The following is a 13,765-nucleotide window of genomic DNA, read 5'->3' on the forward strand; positions in this document are numbered from 1 at the left end:
TCCCCCGGACCCCCCCGATCAACCGATGAGTTGATCCGCCTCACTTTAAGCGGCGCGTAAAGGCCGGGGGGTGCCGGGGGAGCCCGGCGAGGTCAGATGCCGGAGCCGAACGAGGTCGCGCCGCCGTCCTTCTCGATGGACTCCACGACCGCGGTCGCCCTCAGGTCCTCGACCTGCTCGGGAGAGAGGCGGGCGGCGAAGCCGTTGAGCGTGCTGCGGTAGACGTGCAGCGGGGTGATCCCGTAGGCGTCCGCGACGGCGGCCGGGTCGAGGCCCGGGTGCACGGTGACGATGTACGTGGCGTGGTCGGCGGGGGCTGCGTGGGACACGGGCGCGGACACGGCGGCGGCGGCCGCGGACACGGGCAGGGCGACGGTGACGGCGGCCAGGACGGCTACGGCCACCGGCAGGGCTCGACTGAGGCGGTTGCGCATGGGGCGAGGCCATCACGCGCTGCGGTGCAGGTCAACGAGGTGCATGGGTGAGGCGGGGGCATGGGTGGCGCACCGGCCGTGCGCTCCCCGGTGTGGGGGCGGACCGTACGGGTGATCTTGCTGCGGTGGTGTGGGGCGCGCGGGCCGGGGCGGGGCCGGGAGGGCGCAGTGGCACAACCCCTTCTGCGCGGCCGGGCGACCGCCCGTCCGACGCGGGCGCCGGGCGGGCAACCAGGTGAGGGGGTGGTTCAACCCGTGGAGAGGTGGCACCGATGGAGCTGAGGCCGCCCCGCACGAGCACCCGGTGCCGTGAGGCGGCTCACCCATGTGTGTCTTCCACCCCGTCAGGGAGTCCTTTCCATGCGCCTGCTCGCACGTCTGGCCACCGCCACCCTCCTCACCGTCACCCCGGTCGCGGCCGGCACGGCCTCCGCCGCGGCCCCGGAGCCGACCCCGGCCCCGCTGGTCAAAGCCGCCCATCCGGTGCCCGGCAAGTACATCGTGACCCTGGAGAAGGGCCAGGACGCGGCGGAGGTCGCGAAGCGGCTGGGTCTGAAGCCGTCCTTCGTCTACACGTCGGCGATCAGCGGCTTCGCGGTCCCGCTGACGTCGCCGGAGCTGACGCTCGTCCGCAACGCCCTGGGGGTGAAGTCGGTCGAGGAGGACGCCTCCGTGCAGTCCGCGCCGGTCAGGAGCTCTTCGGAGGGAATGCGGGCCCCGGCGAACTCGTGGGGGCTGGACCGCATCGACCAGAAGGTGCTGCCCCTGGACAACGACTTCACCACCGACGGGAACGGCGCCGGGGTGAACGTGTACGTCCTCGACACCGGCATCGACTACCAGCACACCGAGTTCGGCGGTCCCGACGCCACGCGCGCCACCTTCGGCTTCGACGCCGTCAACGACGGCCTGGGCGGCGGCGACTGCAACGGTCACGGCACGCACGTCGCGGGCACGGCCGCGGGCAAGACGTACGGGGTGGCGCGCAAGGCGAACCTGGTCAGCGTCCGCGTCCTCGGCTGCGACGGCAAGGGCACGTGGTCGGGGATCATCGCCGGGCTGGACTGGGTGGCCAAGAACGCCCAGCAGCCCGCTGTCCTGAACGCCTCCCTGGGCGGGGACAAGTCGGATGCCGTGAACAACGCCGCCGACGCCGTGACCGATGCGGGCGTCCTGCCGGTGGTCGCGGCGGGCAACTCCGCGAAGAACGCCTGCAACGTCTCCCCGGCTTCCGCGAGCAAGGTGCTGACGGTGGCGGCGTCCAACCGGTACGACGAGAAGACCTCCTTCTCCAACTACGGCCCGTGCACCACCGTCTACGCCCCCGGCGAGGCCATCGTCTCCGCGAAGCTCGGCGGCGGCTCCGTCGCCCTGGACGGCACCTCCATGGCCGCCCCGCACGTCTCCGGAGTCGCCGCCCTCTACAAGGCCAAGCACCCCTCGGCAGCGCCTGCGGAGATCTTCGAGTTCATCGAGGAAGAGTCCACCAAGGACGTCCTGTCCGGCATCACCCAGGGCTCGCCCAACAAGCTGCTGTTCACCAACGGTCTCTGAGCGACCCCACGAACCGGTCCCAGGCCTGCGCGTGGAACACCACGTGCGGGCCGTCGGGCTGCTTGGAGTCCCGTACGGGGACGAGGCCGGGGTGGCCGTCGGCGACTTCGAGGCAGTTGCCGCCGTCGCCCCCGCTGCGGGTGGGCTTCCGCCAGGTGGCCATCTCCAGGCAGTCGCCGCCGCTGCCGCCGCTGTAGCTGGACTTGTGCCATGTGGCAGTCGACAAGTCGTACTCAGGCGTGCTGGTCATCTTCGTATTCCTCCGCCACCGACTCGATCAGGGCCAGGGACTTGCGCGGTGACAGCGCGTTGGCCGTGAGGAGATCGTAGGCCAGGGTGTGTTGCGTGACCGTGGCCGGATCGTCGAACAGCTGCCCCGTCCCCATGCCTTGGACGTAGGCGAGCGGGGGCGCGTCCTCGAAGGACATCAGCTTGAGGGATCCCTCCATGGCTGCATGGGGACCCGCGCTGAAGGGCAGCACCTGCACGATGATCCGGTGGGACCGGATCAGTGTGGCGATGTGCCGCAGCGCTTCGGCCATCACTGCCTTGTCGTCCCCCCTACGTCGGAGGACCGCCTCATCAAGAACACACCAAAACAGCGGTTTTGTTGGATCGTTGAGCAGGGCGGCTCGCGCCAGTCGGTTCGCCACCAGCTCATCGATGGCTTCTTCCGTGGCCGTCGGCTGGTACGCGCGGAACACCTCCCGCGCGTACGCCTCCGTCTGCAGCAGTCCCGGGATCAGCTGCGGCGCGTACTCCCGGATGGCCGTCGCCAGAGCCTCCGCTTCGGCCGCCGCTGCGAAATGGTCCGGGTACTTGGACTTGGCCGCCGCCCCGCAGTTGCGGACGAAGAAGCCGTTCGTGTCGAGGATGTCGTCTATCTGACGCGCGAATTCGATGTGCATGCGGCGCGTGCCGGCTTCGAGTTGGCCGATGAACGAGCCGCTGACGAAGAGCGGTTCGCCCAACTCGGCCTGGCTCAGCCCGGCTCGTTCGCGTGCCACGCGCAGCTCGGCGCCGAGCAGGGCGCGGGGTGAGGAGGAAGGGTCGAGGTTTTTGCCTGCCATGGCAACTCCCGGGCCAACAGGTGGGGTTGTTCTCGGTGCTTCCTTGAAGGCTAGCGAGCCCGTCGCCACTCTGTGTGTCGAAGGCGAACACTCAGAGTAGAAAGGTGACATGTCATGGTGCTCACTCCCCAGGAGCGCATGCAGGCGGCGGAGGAGGCGGTGCGGCAGCTCAAGGAGTCCCTGGCCGGGGTCGGAGTGCTGTTCCCCTCGCTCGACGTGGAGCGGGTCTCGGCGGCGGGCTCGTACGGGCTGCCGCTCGTGGATCTCGGCCGCTGCAACCTGGACACCGCCCTCCGGCTGGCAGCCGTACTGCACGAGCGGGCGGCGGGCGAGTGAGCGAGGCGGTCGATGCCGCCCAGTTCGCCTTCGAACTGGGCTGGAGGCTGCGCGGCTTGGAGTCCGTGGTCGTCCCCGGCGGGTGGAAGCGTGCGGGTACGGGACTTTCCGTGCGCGTGCGGTGCGATGAGGGCAGCGGGGTGTGGACCGCGGTCGGCGATGACGGGGACCGGCGGGAGAGGCGGTCGGCGGAATCGGCGGACGAGGCGAGGGCGCTGGTGCACGAGGCCTTCGGGCTGACGGCGACGCGGCCGCTGCCGCCTCCGTCGCCGGACAGGCAGCGGTTCACGTTGATCCACTGCCCGCTCGGGGAGCATGCGGGGTTCGACGATCCGCGCTACGAGGGCCTCAAGGCGGGGCCGCCGCAGGGGTGCGCCGTCGAGGACGTCGGCGGGTACTTCGGGCTCCGCTGCGAGCGGCCGGGCGCGCGGCTGCTGGACGCCGTGGCCGAGACCTGCCGGGAGGTCCGGGCGGAGCACGGGCTGCTCATGTCCGACCTCGGCATCGAGAAGCTCTGGGAATGGTCGCAGGACGGTGCGGACGGCTGGGGCGCGGAGATCGTGGGCCAGCTGCTGCTGATGGCCGCGGAGCGCGGCCCGAAGCTCGGCTACGGCACCGATGACCTGGTGCGGTTCCTGCGCACCGCCGCCGGCTGAGCCGGTTGCCGCAAGCGCGCGTGCGGCCGCCGCTCAGGTCTTGGTGATGAGTTCGCCGTCGTACGCGCCGCCTAGACAGATCCACTGGCCGGCGGTGGAGTCGTACTCCACCGTTCCGCTTCCGTCCACGCACACCGGCCCGGTGACGGCCGGTACGGCGGCCTGTGCGACGGGGACGGTGGCGCCGAGAACGGCCAGTGCGAGGGCGGCGGTGACGCCGAGAAGTCGTGCTCGCATGAGAACTCCTGTGGGGACGAGGGACGCCAACACCTCAACACCAGCTTCCCCCTGCGCCGCGCCCGGCGCACCCTGACGTGCGGGCCCCCGTGCGGGGCGCGCTCCGGAAGCGCCCGCCGTGGACAAGCGTCAGGCTGGTGTCATGGCGAACACGCGCATCGTGACCGTGGGAGCGCCGGATGACCTCGGTTTGCGGAAGGTCCTGATCGACGGCAGGTCGGTGGGCAGGGTCTGGTCCGAGGAGCAGTACCAGAGACTCCTCACACGTGAAGGTGTGGAGGACGGACCGCATGTCCGGTTCGTCGGCGAGGACCGCGATTACTGGCCGGACCAGGCGTGGATCCGGCGAACCACCGGCGTCTGCGTGGTTTTCGGCCTCCTCGTGACCGCATGTCTGCTCTTCCGGATCGGCATAGAGGACAGTGGTGACGCCCTGACCTACGGCGGGCGCATCGCCGGATTCACCATTCTGGTCGTGGCCTTGGTGGAGGTGCTCGCCGCCGTGGCCGCCGTCGACTTCTGGGAACTGCGGCTGTGGAGTTACTCGGGGGTGGTCGTCCTGATCGGAGTGCTCATCACCCTCCTCTGTAGCGTTTCCTTCTTCCTGCTGCAGATAGGCGAGCGTTTCACCGGCTACACCGTGATCGCGATGGGCCTCCTCGTCTGGTCCTCGGTGGCCCTGGTCGAACTGGCCAAATGCCGGGCCTGGAGGGGTCTCAGCATCCCCAGGAAAATCGCGATCGGGGCGATCGCCTCCGCCCTTCTCGCCGTCGCCAACCTGGCGTACTCGCAGGTCTACGTTCCCTATGTGACGACCCCGCTGATCCAGAGCGGGGCGGAGTTCGGGGAGTCGAACCAGATGAAGGCCGGGGCGTCCCTGTACGTGACGGCCCATCTGTACGTGAAGAACGCCGGGGAGGTGCCCGTCTACATCCTCGGCAGCATCTACTGGATCCATGGCGGGCCTGCGAGCGGTCCCCCCGCGGTGAAGACCACCGACTACGAATTGATCTACGACGGCGAGTTCGTCACTCCGGTGGGCCACGTGTTGAATCCTGGGGAAGAAGTCGCACAGGACGTGGTGGTGGAGATCAAGAATCCCGAGAAGCGCCGTTACGAAGCGATCAGGGCGCAGACCGAGGTGTACGTGATCAGGAAAGACAGAATGACGATGGCCACGGACTTCAAGCTTGCCAACCTGGAGAAGTGGACTGGCGGGGTGGATTGCGAGGAGGGTGATCCGCCCGGTGCGAAATCGAGGTATTCGACCAAAATTTCGAACAGCAGTGAAATGTTGAACGTGACCCGAGGGCAACAGCGCATCACCGTGTGGAGGGTCGACAGTGGCGACTGGCCGCGTGTCGATGCGTACGTGTCACCCCCGGGTGAACGGCTTTCCTTCGACCCCACCCTGCCCTTGCAGAACCAGGAGGCCTCCGAGCGGTACGGCCTCTCGCCGGTGCGGGGCGCTACGGCGCAGACGCCTTACCGGGAGCTCCTGGAGGAGGCGCGTGCCACCGAGAAGGACGCGAGCCCGCCCCCGCCCTCGCCCACGCCCAAGTGAACGGCTAACCCGGGTAGTCGGTGCGCAGGCGGGCGTGCAGGTGCTCGTCGTGCCAGCCGTCCGCGTGCAGGAGGGCGCCGCGCATGGTGCCTTCGAGGGGGAAGCCGGCCTTCGTCGCGACGGCGCAGGAGGCCGGGTTGGCCACGGAGTGGGTGATGCGGACGCGGTGCAGGCCGAGGTCGTCGAAGGCCCAGCGGGTGACGTGGGTCGTGGCCGGGACCATGACGCCGGTGCCGCGGCCGGCGGGCAGCAGCCAGTAGAGGATCTCGCCGCTGCCGCCGGGGAGGTCGAGGTCGGCGAGTCCGATCAGGCCGAGGGCGGGGCCGCCGGTGGCGGGGGCGATGGCCCAGATGGCGGCCTCTTCGGCCTGCCAGCGCTCGTGGAAGCGGGTGATCCGTTCTTCGGCCCCGGGGAGGTCGAGGCGGCTCGGGCGGTTCCAGTGGCGGATGTCGGGGTCGAGGAAGCAGTCGACGAGTGCGGGGGCGTCTCGCGGGGCGGCCCAGGGGCGCAGGCGCATGCCGTGGGGGAGGTCGAACTCCGGCTGGCGGAGTGCGCGCATGCGGCCGGGCGGGACCACGGGGGGTATCGAGTCGATCATGGACGCATCCTCGCGCACGCGCGGGCTCCAGCGGCGGGGGCGGCGGCCCCGGCTTTCACGGCTGACGCAGGCGACCCGCTGGTCGGTCAGGACAGGGCACCCGTCCCGCCACCGGGGCACGGGTGCCGGCGCGCTCACGGCAGGGGCGGGCGTCAGGTCAGGGCGGGTTCCCTGGAGGGCTCGGCGGTTCCGGCGGTCGCGTCCGGGTCGGTGTTGAGGTCGGTCAGCATCTGGCGGGTGAAACCGAAGAAGTAGGTGGCGGCGAAGCCGACGAGGTAGCCGACGGCGAGGCCGCCCGCGTAGACGGCGATGGTGAGGCCGGGGCTCGACCTGCCGTCCAGCAGGGGGAACAGGGCCCAGCCCGAGGGGCCGATGGCGGTGGAGCCGAAGGCAACACCGAGCTGGTTGAACAGGCCGACGAAGGCGCCGCCGGCCGCGCCGCCGACGCAGGCGGTGACGAAGGGGCGGCCGAGGGGGAGGGAGACGCCGTAGATGAGCGGCTCGCCCACGCCGAGGAAGCCGGCCGGGAGGGCGGACTTGATGGTGGTGCGCAGCGACCGGTTGCGCGGGAGCCGGTAGTAGACGGCGATGGCCGCGCCGACCTGGCCCGCGCCCGCCATGGCGAGGATGGGCAGTAGGACGGTGTAGCCGGACTGTTCGATGAGCGTGGTGTGGATGGGGATCAGGGCCTGGTGCAGGCCCAGCATCACGAGGGGCAGGAAGAGGCCGCCGAGGACCAGGCCCGCGAAGGCGCCGCCGGTCGCGAGCAGCCGGTCGGCGAAGGTGCCGATGGCCGCCGAGGCCGCGCCGGCGAGGAACATCAGGCCGAAGAGGGTGACCAGACCCGCGATCAGGACCGTGAGGGTCGGGGTGACCAGGACGTCCAGGGCCTCGGGGACCCACCTGCGGCACCACTTCTCCACGTACACGGCGAGCAGGGCCGCGGCGAGCGCGCCGAGGACGCCGCCTTGTCCGGGGGAGAGCTGCTGGCCGAAGGCGTCGATCTTGGCGACGCCCGGGAAGACGATGATCGCGGCGACCGCCCCGCCCAGGATCGGCGTGCCGCCGAACTCCTTGGCCGTGTTGTGGCCGACGAACACGGCGATGAGCGACATGAAGCCGGACGCGATCGCGGCCAAGGCCGGGACGACGGCCGGCAGCAGGCCCAGGTTCGTCAGCAGGCCGTTCAGGCCCGCGATGACGCCGCAGCCGATCAGCGCCGGGATCAGCGGGACGAAGATGTTCGCGATCCGGCGCAGGAGGAGCTTGAAGGGGGTGGCGTTGCGGGCCGTCCGGGCCTCCTTCAGCGCCGCGCCCCGGGCCCGCAGGTCCTCCGCGGTGACGGCGTGCGGGGTGGGCGAGGCGGTCGCCGCCGCGCGGCCCTCCTCGACCAGTGCCTCGAACTCCGGGGTGACGCGGGCGACGGCGCCCGGCCCCAGCACGATCTGGTACGTGTCGTCCTCGACCACGCCGAGGACGGCGGGGAGGGCCCGCAGGGCCTCGTCCTGGACCAGGGAACGGTCGCGCAGGGTGATGCGCAGCCGGGTCATGCAGTGCGCGATGGAGGTGACGTTGTCCGGGCCGCCGACCAGAGGAAGGATCGCGGCGGCTGTGGCGCGGTTCTTGTCAGTGGACATGTGGTGGTCGCCTTGCGTCGGGTGGTGAGGGGATGCGGGCTCGGGGGTGCGGGCTTCGGCCGGGGGCTCGTCAGCGGGCTTCGGCGAGGGCCGCGCGGAGGTGGCCGTGCGAGGCGGCGAGCAGTTCGGCGGCCTTCGGGCCGTCGACGCCGCCGAGGATCACGAGAACGGCATTCTTGACCTCGCCGTCGGTGGCGGCGAGCGCCGCCTCGATCTCGGCGTCGGGTGCGCCGGTGGCCAGCGCCACGATGCGGCGGGCACGGGCGCGCAGCTTCTCGTTCGAGGAGCGCATGTCGACCATCAGGTTCCCGTAGGTCTTGCCCAGCCGGATCATGGTGATCGTCGAGATGAGGTTGAGGACCAGCTTCTGGGCCGTACCCGCCTTCAGGCGGGTGGAGCCGGTGAGGAGTTCGGGCCCGACGACGACCTCGATGCCGTGCTCGGCGGCCGCGGCGAGGGCGGAGCCCGCGTTGCAGGAGAGCCCGACGGTGAGCGCGCCGCGCGTACGGGCGAAGGCGACGGCGCCGATCGCGTACGGGGTGCGGCCGGAGGCGGAGATGCCGACGACGGTGTCGTCCGGGCCGATCCCCAGCGCGGTGAGGTCCGCGGCGGCCAGCTCCGGCGAGTCCTCGGCGCCCTCGACGGACTTGACCATGGCGCGGGGGCCGCCCGCGATGAGGCCGACGACGTCGGCGGGGTCGGTGTTGAAGGTGGGCGGGCACTCGCTGGCGTCCAGGACGCCCATCCGGCCGGCCGTGCCGGCGCCCGCGTAGACGAGGCGGCCGCCGCGGGCCATCCGTACGGCGATCGCGTCGATCGCGGCGGCGATGTGCGGCAGCTGCGCGGCGACGGCGGCCGGCACGGTGGCGTCCTCGGCGTTCATGGTGCGGGCGATGTCGAGGGTGGACAGCCGGTCGATCTCGGCGAGGTCCTGGCGGAAGGCCTCGGTGGTGAGGGTGTCCAGCTGGGCGCGGAGGTCTGCGTGTGCGGTCACGGGTGGGGCTCCCTGGTGGTCGGTGCCGGAGTGCGGGCCGGGCTTCGGGATCGGGGCTCCGCCCCTGCCCCGTGGGGCTGCGCCCCGACCCCGCGCCTCACGCTCCGGAGGGGCTCGATCGGGCGGTGTGGCGGTGGGCCAGGGCTTCGTAGGAGGCGGCGAGGGCGGGGGCGGCGGTTTCGTACGTGCGCTGGGCGACGCCGACGAAGAGGCAGTCGACGACGAGCAGCTGGCTGGTCCGGCTGGACATGGCGGCCGGGCGCAGTCGGGTCTCGCGGGCGGCGGAGGTGGCCAGTACGAGGTCGGCGTAGCGGGCGACGGGGGCGTTCGGGCGGCCCGTGAGGGCGAGGGTGGTGGCGCCGCGCTCGAAGGCGACGCGCAGCGGCTCGATCACGTCGCCCGTGGAGCCGGAGTGGGTGATCGCGACGGCGACGTCGCCGGGGCCCAGCTGGACGGCACCCGTGACGGCCAGGTGGGGGTCGCCGTGGGCGTGCGCGACGAGCCCGATGCGCAGCAGCTTCTGGGCGAGGTCCTGGCCGACGAGGGCGGAGGCGCCGACGCCGTAGACGTCGATGCGGCGGGCGGTGGCGAGGGCGGTGACGGCGGCGGCCAGCTGGGTCAGGTCGAGTCCGGCGGCGGTGTCGGTGAGGGTCTGCGCCTCCTCGTGGGCCAGCTTCGCGACGACGTCGGCGAGCGGATCGTCGACGGCTATGTCGACGGTGACGGCGGGGGCGGCGCCGGACTCCTGCTGGGCGGCGAGGGCGGCCAGCGCGAGGCGCAGGTCGCGGTAGCCGGGGTAGCCGAGGAGGCGGGCGGCGCGGACGACGGTGGCCTCGCTGGTGCCGGTGTGCGCGGCGAGAGCGGAGACGGTGAGGCGTGCGCACCCGGCGGGATCGGAGGCGACGGCCTCGGCGACGGCCTGCACGGAGCGCGTCATGGACGGAGCGAGGCTCCGGACTCGGGCCCGCAGGGCCGAGGGTGCCGGGGCGGGCACGGACTGCGCCCGCGGCTGTGCCCGCGGTGTGGTCCCCGGCGCGGGCTGGGAAGTTTCTTTCGTGTTCTCGCTCACACCTGAAACCTATTTTCGGGGGTGGTGGGCGTCAATACGCCATGCGGCCCCCGGAAAGACGGCCTTCGTCACCGGGCCTCCGCAGGTCCACAATGGGCCCATGGACCACGCGACCCCCTTGGAACAGGCGCTGCACGTCGCCCGTGCACTTGTTCTCGCCGATCTCGCCGCCGGCGAGGTCGCCGACGCCGATGTCGTCTCCCTCGTCGAGGACTCGGTCACGCACCGCCGGTGGTGGGTGGAACAGTGGCCGGAGGGCGTCGACTACCTCCCCGGACTCGTAGCCCAGGACGTGCAGGACGCGCTGCTGGAGAAGTACGGCCGCTGGCCGCTGTGCCCGGTCTGCACCCACGGCGATCCGCACGCGCTGGACGTGGAACCGGAACTGGGACCCGACCCGCACTGGGTGTGCTCGGAGGCGGGCGTGAGAGTGGCCGCGGTCGGAGGCCTGGGCCCCGTCTTCGGTCTCCGGTGAGCCGCCCGTGACCGTCTACATCGACCCGCCGACCTGGCCGGGCCACGGCCGCATGTGGTCCCACCTGGTCAGCGACGTCTCGTACGAGGAGCTGCACGCCTTCGCGGCGGGCATCGGCTGTCCGCCGCGGGCCTTCGAGCGGGACCACTACGACGTGCCCTCGTACCGGTACGCGGACGCGGTCGGCGCGGGCGCCGTGGAGATCGGCAGCAAGGAACTCGTCCGCCGGCTCACCGAGGCCGGCCTGCGCCGCCCGAAGGGCCGCCCGGCGCAGCAGCGGCCGTAGCCGCCGAGCCCCGGCCGCAGGCCCGCTAGACCTTCTCGGGCGTGCCCGCCGGGGCCGGGGTCGAGGAGGCCACGACGCGGGTGGGGGAGCTCCGGCGGCGGTCCAGGCGGAGGGCGGCCACGGCGAGGGCGATGGCGGTGATCGTCATCGCGCCGCCGGCCCAGGCGGTGGCGGCGAAGCCGAGGCCCGCGTCGATGACGGTGCCGCCGAGCCAGGGGCCGCCGGTGTTGCCGAGGTTGAAGGCGGCCGTGGTGGTGGCGCCGGCCAGGGTCGGGGCGGCGCCGGCCACGTTGAACATGCGGGCGTTGAGCGCCGGGGCGGTGAAGAAGGCCGAGAAGCCGATCAGGAAGGCGAGGGCCACGACCGCGACCTGGAACGAGGCCAGCAGGGCGAGCGCGCCGAGGAAGACGGTCGAGGCGGTGATGCCCCAGATCATCACGCCGAACAGGTGCGCGTCGGCGACCCGGCCGCCGACGGTGGTGCCGGCCAGCGCGCCGACGCCGAAGAGCGCGAGGATCCACGGGACCCACCGGGAGTCCAGCCCGGCCACGTCCGTGAGCAACGGCGACAGGTAGCTGAAGGCGCAGAAGACGCCGCCCGCTGCGAGCGCCGTGACGGCGATGGAGAGCCACACCTGGCGGTCGCGGTAGATGCGCAGCTCGCGCCCGAGCGAGGGCTTCTCGGCGGGCAGCGGGATCTTCGGGATCAGCGCCAGGATGCCGGCGAGGGCGATCGCGGAGGCCGCGCCGACCGACCAGAACGCGGAGCGCCAGCCCAGGTGCTCACCGAGGAAGGCGCCCGCGGGGACGCCGAGGACGTTGGCGATCGACAGCCCGCCGATCATGACGGCCATCGCGCGGGCCCGCTGGTCGCGGTCGACCATGGCGATGGCGACGGCCGCGCCCACGGCCCAGAAGCCGGCGCAGGCGAACGCCGAGACCACGCGGGAGGCGAAGAGGAGCTCGTACGTGGGGGCCAGCGCGCCCGCGACCTGCCCGAGGCCGAAGAGGCTGATGAGGGCGATCAGGGTGGTGCGGCGCGGTAGCCGCAGGGTGGCGACGGCCAGCAGCGGCGCGCCGACGACCATGCCGATCGCGAAGGCGGATATGAGCAGGCCCGCCTGCGGGATGGTGACGCCCATGTCCTCGGCGATGGGCGGCAGCAGCCCGGAGAGCATGAACTCGCTGGTGCCGAGCGCGAAGACGGACAGTCCGAGGACGTAGACGGCGACGGGCATGCGGGGGCGTGCGGCAGCTGCGGGCATGACTGTCACCAACCGTCGCGCACGCGATCACATTCCCCCGGGGGCTTCGGGAGCACCGGGAGCCTCCGGCGCGGGGAGCTCGGCGAGCGCGGCGAGCTCGGCGGTGAGGTTGGCGCGGGCCGGGGCCTCCCAGTGCGCGGCGCCGTAGGGCGTGCGGAACAGCCGGGGCAGGTCGAGCAGCCCGCGCAGCACCTCGGCGCGGCCGGTGCGGAAGGCCTCGTCCGGGACGAACCCGTACTCGTCGCGCACGGCGGCCGCGTAGGCGGCGTACGCCTCCGGGGCGCCGGCCAGGACGGCCAGGTCGGCGTCGCAGAGCACCTCGCCGTCGGTGTCGCCGGGGGCGGGGTCGTGGGTGACGGTGAGCCGGACCAGCCGGGCCACCTCGGCGGTGCGGGCGGCGCCGATGCCGAGCTCGGGGAGGGCGCGCTCGGCGAGGGCGGCGCTGCGCTCCTCGTTCTCGGAGCGGTCGGGGCGGTAGACGGCGTCGTGGAACCAGGCGGCGAGCTGCACGGCGGCGAGGTCGGCGGCGTGCGCGGCCAGTACGTCGATCCGCGCGAGGACGTCGGCCAGGTGCGCGGTGGTGTGGTAGCGGCGCTGGGGCTCCGCCCAGGCGGCGAGCAGGCGCTCGGCGTAGGGGGCGGGATCGCGGGATGCGGCGGCGCCGGCGGCGGTGACGGTGGCCCGCCAACGGGCCCGGAGGGCCGTGGTGTCGGGGCCGGTGCCCCGGGGGGCGTCGCGGTGCTGGGTGCCTGTGTCCATGGGCACATTGTGGGGGTGGCGTGATTGTGCTGGTGGAGCCCGGGTGGAGGCCCGTACCCTGGATATTGGACTAGACCTATTTTTCATACCGGACGAAGGACGGCAACGAATGAGCAACCGTGCGCTCCTGGAGGTGATCGCCCTCGACGCGGAGGACGCGATCGCGGCCCAGGCCGGTGGGGCGGACCGACTCGAACTGGTCACCGACATGGCCGCCGACGGGCTCACCCCGGCGCGCGAGACCTTCGCGGCGATCAGGGCGGCGGTCGACATCCCGCTGCGCGTGATGCTCCGCAAGACGGACGGCTTCGCCGCGGGCGACCTCTCCGTCCTGGTCCGCGCGGCGCGGGAGCTGCGGGCGGAGGGCGCGCGGGAGTTCGTCCTCGGCTTCCTGAACCCGGACGGCACCCCCGACCTGGCCGCCGTCGAGGCGGTCGTCGCGGAACTGGACGGCTGCCGCTGGACCTTCCACCGGGCGATCGACCGCGCGGCGGACCGCGACCAGCTGCGCAAGGCCCTGGCCGACCTTCCCGGTCTGGACACCTACCTGACGGCCGGCTCGGCGGCGGGCGTGGAGGCGGGGCTCGCGGTGCTGCTCGCGGAGGCGGCGCGCGGGGGCGAGCCGGGGTACGGCTCGCGGATCCTCGTGGGCGGCGGCCTGACGCTGGAGCACCTGCCGGTGCTGCTCGCCGGGGGCATCGACGCGTTCCACATCGGCGGGGCGGCCCGCCCCGACGGGTGGGGCCGCCCCGTCTCGGCGGCGGCCGTCGCGGCCTGGCGCACCGCCCTGTCCTGACGGCCGCCGCGGCCCCACGGGGCCGGGGCGGAGCCG

17 protein-coding genes are annotated in these 13,765 nt (G+C 72.5%); 7 read left to right on the forward strand and 10 right to left on the reverse strand.

The window, feature by feature from the left end; translation table 11 throughout:
* Positions 1–92: 92 nt before the first annotated feature.
* A complete protein-coding gene (locus tag ACFYP3_RS20700; protein WP_388834405.1) occupies positions 93–434 on the reverse strand; it encodes a protease inhibitor I9 family protein in 342 nt (113 codons plus the stop codon).
* Positions 435–794: 360 nt separating this feature from the next.
* Here ACFYP3_RS20700 and ACFYP3_RS20705 point away from each other — a divergent pair, with 360 nt between their 5' ends.
* Entirely contained in the window at positions 795–1,988 is a 1,194-nt protein-coding gene (locus tag ACFYP3_RS20705) for a S8 family serine peptidase (RefSeq protein WP_388834408.1), read from the forward strand.
* On the opposite strand, the gene ACFYP3_RS20710 is transcribed toward ACFYP3_RS20705, so the two are convergent.
* Positions 1,972–2,238: a DUF397 domain-containing protein gene (locus ACFYP3_RS20710; RefSeq protein WP_388834411.1), complete on the reverse strand. Its 267-nt coding sequence runs from the start codon at positions 2,236–2,238 to the stop codon at positions 1,972–1,974. The two genes, ACFYP3_RS20705 and ACFYP3_RS20710, sit on opposite strands and share 17 nt — an antisense overlap.
* Positions 2,222–3,058, reverse strand: coding sequence for a Scr1 family TA system antitoxin-like transcriptional regulator (locus ACFYP3_RS20715; protein WP_388834414.1), 837 nt, complete (start codon positions 3,056–3,058; stop codon positions 2,222–2,224). The genes ACFYP3_RS20710 and ACFYP3_RS20715 overlap by 17 nt, the downstream gene beginning before the upstream one ends.
* Positions 3,059–3,172: 114 nt before the next feature.
* Here ACFYP3_RS20715 and ACFYP3_RS20720 point away from each other — a divergent pair, with 114 nt between their 5' ends.
* Entirely contained in the window at positions 3,173–3,394 is a 222-nt protein-coding gene (locus ACFYP3_RS20720; RefSeq protein WP_030718954.1) for a hypothetical protein, read from the forward strand.
* On the forward strand, positions 3,391–4,050 hold the full coding sequence (locus ACFYP3_RS20725) for a hypothetical protein (RefSeq protein WP_388834417.1): 660 nt from the start codon (positions 3,391–3,393) through the stop codon (positions 4,048–4,050). The genes ACFYP3_RS20720 and ACFYP3_RS20725 overlap by 4 nt, the downstream gene beginning before the upstream one ends.
* A gap of 33 nt (positions 4,051–4,083) precedes the next feature.
* Here ACFYP3_RS20725 and ACFYP3_RS20730 read toward each other — a convergent pair whose 3' ends face one another.
* Positions 4,084–4,287, reverse strand: a complete 204-nt coding sequence (locus ACFYP3_RS20730; RefSeq protein WP_388834420.1) for a hypothetical protein — start codon at positions 4,285–4,287, stop codon at positions 4,084–4,086.
* Between the two features lie 142 nt (positions 4,288–4,429).
* On the opposite strand from ACFYP3_RS20730, the gene ACFYP3_RS20735 reads away from it, so the two are divergent.
* Complete coding sequence (locus tag ACFYP3_RS20735; protein ID WP_388834423.1) at positions 4,430–5,851, forward strand: hypothetical protein; 1,422 nt, start codon at positions 4,430–4,432, stop codon at positions 5,849–5,851.
* Between the two features lie 4 nt (positions 5,852–5,855).
* On the opposite strand, the gene ACFYP3_RS20740 is transcribed toward ACFYP3_RS20735, so the two are convergent.
* From ACFYP3_RS20740 to ACFYP3_RS20755, 4 genes are all read right to left on the reverse strand, one after another.
* Positions 5,856–6,449, reverse strand: coding sequence for a GNAT family N-acetyltransferase (locus tag ACFYP3_RS20740; RefSeq protein WP_388834426.1), 594 nt, complete (start codon positions 6,447–6,449; stop codon positions 5,856–5,858).
* 152 nt (positions 6,450–6,601) lie between these two features.
* Complete coding sequence (locus tag ACFYP3_RS20745; RefSeq protein ID WP_388834429.1) at positions 6,602–8,086, reverse strand: PTS transporter subunit EIIC; 1,485 nt, start codon at positions 8,084–8,086, stop codon at positions 6,602–6,604.
* 70 nt (positions 8,087–8,156) lie between these two features.
* Positions 8,157–9,080 carry an N-acetylmuramic acid 6-phosphate etherase gene (gene murQ, locus ACFYP3_RS20750; protein ID WP_388834432.1) on the reverse strand — a complete coding sequence of 308 codons (924 nt, stop codon included), beginning with the start codon at positions 9,078–9,080 and terminating at the stop codon, positions 8,157–8,159.
* Between the two features lie 97 nt (positions 9,081–9,177).
* Positions 9,178–10,074, reverse strand: a complete 897-nt coding sequence (locus tag ACFYP3_RS20755; protein WP_388834435.1) for a MurR/RpiR family transcriptional regulator — start codon at positions 10,072–10,074, stop codon at positions 9,178–9,180.
* Positions 10,075–10,249: 175 nt separating this feature from the next.
* Here ACFYP3_RS20755 and ACFYP3_RS20760 point away from each other — a divergent pair, with 175 nt between their 5' ends.
* Together ACFYP3_RS20760 and ACFYP3_RS20765 are read left to right on the forward strand one after the other, a co-directional pair.
* A complete protein-coding gene (locus ACFYP3_RS20760) occupies positions 10,250–10,624 on the forward strand; it encodes a hypothetical protein (RefSeq protein WP_388834437.1) in 375 nt (124 codons plus the stop codon).
* A 7-nt stretch (positions 10,625–10,631) separates the two neighbouring features.
* Positions 10,632–10,910, forward strand: coding sequence for a DUF4031 domain-containing protein (locus ACFYP3_RS20765; RefSeq protein WP_388834439.1), 279 nt, complete (start codon positions 10,632–10,634; stop codon positions 10,908–10,910).
* A 25-nt stretch (positions 10,911–10,935) separates the two neighbouring features.
* On the opposite strand, the gene ACFYP3_RS20770 is transcribed toward ACFYP3_RS20765, so the two are convergent.
* Complete coding sequence (locus ACFYP3_RS20770) at positions 10,936–12,147, reverse strand: Cmx/CmrA family chloramphenicol efflux MFS transporter (RefSeq protein ID WP_388834499.1); 1,212 nt, start codon at positions 12,145–12,147, stop codon at positions 10,936–10,938.
* Positions 12,148–12,201: 54 nt separating this feature from the next.
* A complete protein-coding gene (locus tag ACFYP3_RS20775) occupies positions 12,202–12,933 on the reverse strand; it encodes a hypothetical protein (RefSeq protein WP_388834442.1) in 732 nt (243 codons plus the stop codon).
* Positions 12,934–13,042: 109 nt separating this feature from the next.
* On the opposite strand from ACFYP3_RS20775, the gene ACFYP3_RS20780 reads away from it, so the two are divergent.
* On the forward strand, positions 13,043–13,729 hold the full coding sequence (locus tag ACFYP3_RS20780; RefSeq protein WP_388834445.1) for a copper homeostasis protein CutC: 687 nt from the start codon (positions 13,043–13,045) through the stop codon (positions 13,727–13,729).
* Positions 13,730–13,765 lie beyond the last annotated feature (36 nt).

The sequence above is a fragment of the Streptomyces sp. NPDC005533 genome, from assembly GCF_042871845.1.
Lineage (GTDB): Bacteria > Actinomycetota > Actinomycetes > Streptomycetales > Streptomycetaceae > Streptomyces.